The organism is Myxococcus sp. AS-1-15, from assembly GCF_020037055.1.
GTDB lineage: Bacteria > Myxococcota > Myxococcia > Myxococcales > Myxococcaceae > Myxococcus > Myxococcus fulvus.
The window spans coordinates 1-6,229 of record NZ_JAIQDF010000044.1; the positions used below are offsets into that span (position 1 = coordinate 1).

The following is a 6,229-nucleotide window of genomic DNA, read 5'->3' on the forward strand; positions in this document are numbered from 1 at the left end:
GTAGTTCGGCATCTCCCGGAGCATGGCGGCCCGGACTTCGTCCGGGTCCTTGGACCCAAAGGGCTGAACTCGAATGAAGGTGGTGTGGTGTTTCCCTTCCGTGTCCCATCGCAGCTCAGGACTCCCATGAGCCTCGTTGCTGTACCGGACCGCTTCGACGCGCTCCGCTTCGAGCCGCTTCTCTTCGTCAGAGCGACAGGCGCAGGCAGCAATCAGGAGCAGGGCAACGAAGGCGAGGCGGACGAGCATGGTCCAGGAAACCAGCACAGGGTGAGTACCCAGGTCCACTGGTCACACATTCAGGTGCCCACGTCCCCGCGCATCTGCCCTTCCGCGAACTCGGATGGAGTCCACTGTGTCTGAGCAGTTCGACCTCGCGACGTTGTCCGTGCGCATCGACACCTCGGGCACCGCAGCCGGGGTGCAGGGGCTCAACGACCTGTCAAAGGCATCGGAAAGGACGGAGCAGGCGACAGAGAAGGCTGGGGCGGCATCCTCGCAGCTCCAGCGAGAAATCGTGCGGATGCACAAAGAGGTGGCGGCAAGTTCCAAGGCCTTCGAGGTCATGCGCAACAAGCTGAAGGAGCTTGAGCGGATGGACACCCTCGTCAAGCACGTGGACCAGATGACCGAGGCGTCGAAGCGCTTCCAGCAGGTCGCCTCGAATACGAAGGCGGTCGACGCTCTCCACACGAAGATGTCCGCGCTTGAAGGGGCGACTGCACGCCTTACGTCCTCCTTCGGGGACACGAGTTCGATTACCCGCTTCATGGGCGAGTTGAGCAAGGCCACCTCGGCGCTGTCGAAGATGCAGGACGACGCGCGCGCGGCGAAGTCCGTCCAGGAGGTGGCGAAGGCGGCGGAGTCCGCCAAGGCACCCGTGGAGCAACTCTCCAAGGGGCTCGGAGGGCTTGCCGGCAACCTCATGGGCATGGTGGCTGTGGGAGCCACGTTGCGGAGCGTCACCACCGAGGCGCTGGGCTTCTCGACGGCTATGGCACAGGTGAGCACTCTCCTCGAGGACAACCAACTCGGGATGATGGGACAGCTCGCCGAGAGCGCCAAGCGACTGGGCGCGCAGTTTGGCCGGGGGCCCACCGACCAGGCCAAGGCGCTGTATGAAATCATGAGCGCGGGCGCGGCCGACGCGGCGAAGGCCACGGAGATGCTGGCCATCGCCAACAAGCTGGCCATCGGCGGCGTGACGGAGGTGAGCGTCGCGGCAGACGGCCTGACGTCGATCATGGCGAGCTACGGCACTCAGCTCAGGAGTGCCACGCAGGCTGCTGACGCCATGTTCGTATCAGCGGCGGACGGCAAGACATCCATCGAGACCATCGCCCGTCACATCGGCAAGGTGGCGCCGATTGCGTCCCAGACGGGTGTGTCGCTCCAGGAGTTGCTGGCTGCGAACGCTGCGCTCACCAAGGCGGGTGTCAAGACGGAGACGGCCATGGAGGGAGTGCGGGCCATCCTCGCGCAGGTGGCTAAGCCTTCCAACGAAGCCGCCATCCTCGCGAAGGAACTCGGCATCGAATTCAATATCGCCGGGCTGAAGTCCAAGGGCTTCGCGGGCTTCCTTCAGGACATGAAGGACAAGACGGGTGGTAGCACGGAGTTGCTTGCTGCGCTCGTCGGTGGCGTCGAGGCGCTCCTTCCGGTGATGACGCTCTCGGGCCCGGCCTCGGTGGACTTCGCGACGTCGCTCCAAAACATGGAGACGTCGGCAGGCAAGACGGAGGCGGCCTTCAAGAAGATGGCGGAGACGCCACAAATGAAGGTGGACCAGCTTCGAGCGCGCTTCGCCGGGCTGCGTGTGGAGGTGGGCGAGAGTCTGCTCAACACAATCTCCCCCGTCATGGATGGGCTGCTGAAGAACTTCGAGGAGGTGACGACGGCGGCTCGCTACCTCGCTCAGGCGCTGGCTGTGCTCGGCGCGGCGCGAGCGGTCGCCTGGGGACAGGAGTGGACGAAGGCACTCCTCGACAAGGCGGCGGCTGCGAAGAAGGCGAGGGAGTCCGTCGTCGAAGCTGTTCTCGCGGAGGCTAGCTACAAACGCGCCCAAGGAGAGAGTCGGGCTGAGGCGCTGAAGGCCGCCCTGGCACATCTCGAGAAGCGGCAGGCTCTGCTCCAGTCTGCTGCTGCTCTTGAAGGGCCGTTCACCGTCGCCCACACGCGGGCAGCCATCGCATCCAATACCCTCGCCCAGGCGAAGGTCCGTGAGGCAATTGCGATTGAGGGCGCGACGTTCGCCACGCGGGCAGGGTCTGCAGCACTAGCGGCGATGGGGGGGCCCATCGGAGTGGTCGTCATCGCCCTGGGCGCGGCCGTCACAGCATTCGCCGAGTTCGGCCGGGCTGCGGAAGAGGCCCGAGAGAAGGCGATGCAGCACGCTCAGGAGTCCGCAGCAGCGGTGGGGCGAGGTGCGCAGATCGTAGTGGATCTCACGAAGCAGACAAAGGCCATTGATGACCAGCGCAAGGCACTGGAGTTGCTGGCCATTGCAAAGGAAGAAGCCGCCGCTCTGGGCGGGAAGTACCAGGACCTACTGACGAGCGAAGTTGACACGATTGGTGAACTCAGGACAGCTATTCGCACGGTCGCAGACGAGGATTTGAAGGCTGCCCAGTCAGAGATTGCGCGTCTGTCTGCCGCAGTGAAGGAAAAGCAGAAGCTCATTATTGCAGTGAACTGGCGATGGGCTGGTGAGGGTAAGCCGTTCCATGAGATTCGGAAGGACAAGCGGTTTGCCGCGCAGATTGAAGAGAAGCTTGTCCCCCTGGAGAAGGAACTCGCTGTTCATCAGCAGCGTGCTGCCGAAGTCCAGAAGGCGCTCATCTCGATAGAGGAGGCTGCGAAGGAGGAGGCTGCGCTGGCTGACAAGGTCGCGGGTGCTCATGGCCGTGCTGGGGCCGCAGCTACGAAATCGGCTTCGGAGACTATTGAGTCCGGCAAGAAGAAGGTCGAGGAAGCGAAGAAGGCCGCGGTGTGGCTGTCGAAATTGGAGGAGGACGTCCGTGCCATCGGGAAGACGAAGGCGGGCGCGCTCAACCAATCGGACGAGTACATGCTGCTGACGGAGGAACAGAAGAAGATCGCCGACGTGGCCATCGCGAAGCTCAAGGATGCGGAGGCCACGAAGAAGGCGGCCCAGGCCCGGGACGAACTGGCGAAGAAGGCGCAGACGTGGCTCGAGCGCATCCAGGAGGAGGCAGGCGCCCTTGGGAAGTCGAAGGCCGAGGCCCTCAGCCTCACCGATGAGTACAAGGCGCTCTCCTCGGAGCAGAAGAAGCAGGCGGACGTGGCCATCGCTCGGCTGAAGGAGGCCGAGGCGACGAAGGCACTGGAGAAAGCGGAGAAGGATCGGCTCCAGAATCTCCAGCAGCTCAACCGCGAGCTGGGGGACCAGTCCGGTTCACGCTTCGCGGAGGCCCAGCAGCTCCTCCGGACGGAACTCGACGCAGGGCGCCTCACGCTGAAGGACTACAACGCGCAGCTCGCGAAAGCGCGGGAGCTGTGGACGCCAGAGGGCCGTGCCGAGGCTCAGCTCGCCAAGGAGCTGGAGAACCTGGAGAAGCAGCTCAACCCCTTGGCCGACGCGCAGAAGCGCATGGCTGCCGTGGAGAAGCTCTTCCAGGAGGGCCGCATCGGCGCCGCCGCGTACCGGCGGGAGGTGGCGAAGCTGCAGGAGCAGCTCTCCACCGGCTTCGCGCTGGCCCAGGACGCCGTCACGTCCGCGGCCAACCACATGGAGGACGCCTTCGTCACCTTCGCCACCACCGGGCAGTTCAGCTTCCGCGCCATGGTGGACGGCATGCTGAAGGACCTGGCGCGCCTGCTGGCGCACAAGGCCTTCCTCGCGCTGGTGGACACCGCGACGGGGGCGCTCATCGGCATGACGACGGCGCCAGCCGCAAGCTCGGGCGGGTCCACCGTGGGCGGCGCGGACCTGTCTGGCATGTTCGGCTCCATGCTGGGGGGAGGCGCGGGGGCGGGTGGCGTCGGCAAGCTGGCTGCCGGCGCCGACGTGCCCCAGGTGCCGAAGCTCTACGTGCCCAGCAAGGCGGACATCCTCCCGCCGGCAGGGGAGGGCGGGGGCCAGGTCACCGTCTCCGTGGTCAACCACTTCGGCCAGGACGGCTCAGTGACGTCGGAGGTGCAGTCGTCCGGAGGGAGGGCTGAATCCGAGCGATTGGCGCGTGCGGTGGAAGCAGCCTTCACGAAGTTCATCCTCCGGGAGATGCAGCCCGGAGGACAGCTCTACAATTTCGTTTTACGAACTCGGAGGTAGGTAGTGTCTATTGGTGATTGCCCGGTAGTCCTGGAGTTGCTGGATGCGCCGTAGATGTGTCTGCCTATGGAGCCTGTAGCGTGCTCGGATTGTTGCTGATTTGAGGGCGCGGGGTGGCAGGTATTGGTGTGGTTGGTGCGGTTGTTGCTACGGCCGTTGCCAGTGACCGGTCGAGTTCTGTCGCACAGAACGTGCGGTAGAAGAATGTGCTTGTCACGACCGTTGGATGTACTGCCGATCCATGACTGATCACGCCTACGAGCCTAGGCGTATTGTTGGGTCCATTGGCGAAGACCGCGCCACCACTGTCCCCTTTCCATGCCTTAACCTTCCCGTCGATCAGTGTGATTTGCTCTGGCGTGGCTGATTCAATCTGAGTGCTTCCAAACCTGCGAAGCCCCATGATGCCATATTCGTCGGCACCGAATCCGACGAGCACAACTTCCGCTCCCGCCTGCGGGTATTCTTCAGGAAGTCGAGCGACCTTGACTCCCTTAATAGGCTGAACAAGTCGGATGAGCGCTATGTCCGCCTCGACGGTCCCCAGGTTGTGTTCGCTGTCATATTTTACGAGAAAGTCCTTATTGGGAAGGAAGTGCCCGCTGACCCATGTGGTTGTTGATGTCTCCACTTCCCCGACAGGTGAGTTGAGTGAGATACCAACTCTGACCCGTGACTCGCACCGACTTGCATCCATTTGCGAGGTGCCATCTTCTCGTTTCGGGAGTTCGGCACACGAGCAATGAGCAGCTGTCAGGACAATGTCCGGCGCGATCAGCGTACCGCTGCAGAGTCCTTCTTGTGCGGTACGGATCGTCGGGTCCGGTTTAACCAGTACGACGGAGTCGTAGATGTTCTCGCTGTCTAGCGTCCCCCTGACGACTAGTAGGTCAGGGTCGCTGATATGTCGGAGGAGTTGTAGTTGCTTCTTCGCAGCCACATCCTTTGGGGGCGCGGCAAGCGCATGACACGAGAAGGTCAGAGTTGCAGCAAAGAAGAGAAGCTTGGTCATTGAGGACCTGCCTGAGGGCTATAAACCAACGCACTTTTTCCGCTTGAAGTCGTTGGACGCGCCGGTTGCTAGTCCTGTGGCAACTGCTGAGAAGACTCCGATCCCTAATGTGGTGAGTCCGATGGCAAGTTTGCCGCCATCACTATCGACTGGAATGGTGCCCAGGCCGCCCGCGCCAGCGGCCGCCCCTGCGCCAAGTGCGAGCGAGGACCACAGTGTTTGGCGATCCGCAATGGCATCGCATGGGTCCGGCCGTCCATCCAGCAGACTTGCCTCTGCGGATGAGTAGTGCATGAAGGGGCGACTGCAGCCGCTGGTGCACAAGAGACTCATCGCGATTGCCATGCTGCATGCTCTTCTCATTGAGACTCCCCCCATCTGTTTATGCAAGGCCTATATTATCTCGAACAGGGAGTGTGTGGCAAGCTTCTCCGGGAGTCGTGCTTGGTCTGCGCCTGTGCAACCAATGTTACCCACACTCAGGTCGGAGTAGAGAGGCTTCAAGAGATGGTGGGTGTGAACAACCCCATAGGGAGGTCGAGACAAGGGCCGCTTGTTGGAGCTGCATCTTCTTTCATCTCGGCATGAGTGGGTCGTGCGTCACTCTGCATTGGATTTACTCCGTCTCCTTGTTCTGAGGTTCTTCCGCGAGGAGGACTCACGGGAAGGTAGTGACCTCTAGCTCTCCTCCTGCGGGGGGCCATAGTTTGCGCGGACTCTTCTTGTCGTACGTCCGCATGCGAGTCAGGGCGAACGCCTCGCGGGACTCCATGGCCATGGCGATGCCCTTGGCGATGAACCACGGCAGTCTGTCCGCCCCGAGGGCAACCCGGACCGGGGTGGCTCTGTCTAAACCGAAGTTCGTGATTCTCGATCAGGCTGAAGGGCGGGCAGGCGGGAAGTGAGCGGGAAGAGGGAGCAGGGGC

Annotated in this window: 3 protein-coding genes; 1 reads left to right on the plus strand and 2 read right to left on the minus strand. The window is 62.7% G+C overall.

The genetic code is table 11. The features are described 5' to 3' along the window. A partial coding sequence (locus K8625_RS43285; protein ID WP_223786068.1) for a hypothetical protein occupies window positions 1-249 on the minus strand: 249 nt, incomplete at its 3' end. 106 nt (window positions 250-355) lie between these two features. Here K8625_RS43285 and K8625_RS43290 point away from each other — a divergent pair. Continuing rightward, window positions 356-4,291 carry a phage tail tape measure protein gene (locus K8625_RS43290; protein WP_223786069.1) on the plus strand — a complete coding sequence of 1,312 codons (3,936 nt, stop codon included), beginning with the start codon at window positions 356-358 and terminating at the stop codon, window positions 4,289-4,291. A 64-nt stretch (window positions 4,292-4,355) separates the two neighbouring features. Here the strand turns inward: K8625_RS43290 and K8625_RS43295 are convergent, their stop codons facing one another. After that, complete coding sequence (locus K8625_RS43295; RefSeq protein WP_223786070.1) at window positions 4,356-5,303, minus strand: trypsin-like serine protease; 948 nt, start codon at window positions 5,301-5,303, stop codon at window positions 4,356-4,358. Window positions 5,304-6,229: the final 926 nt, after the last annotated feature.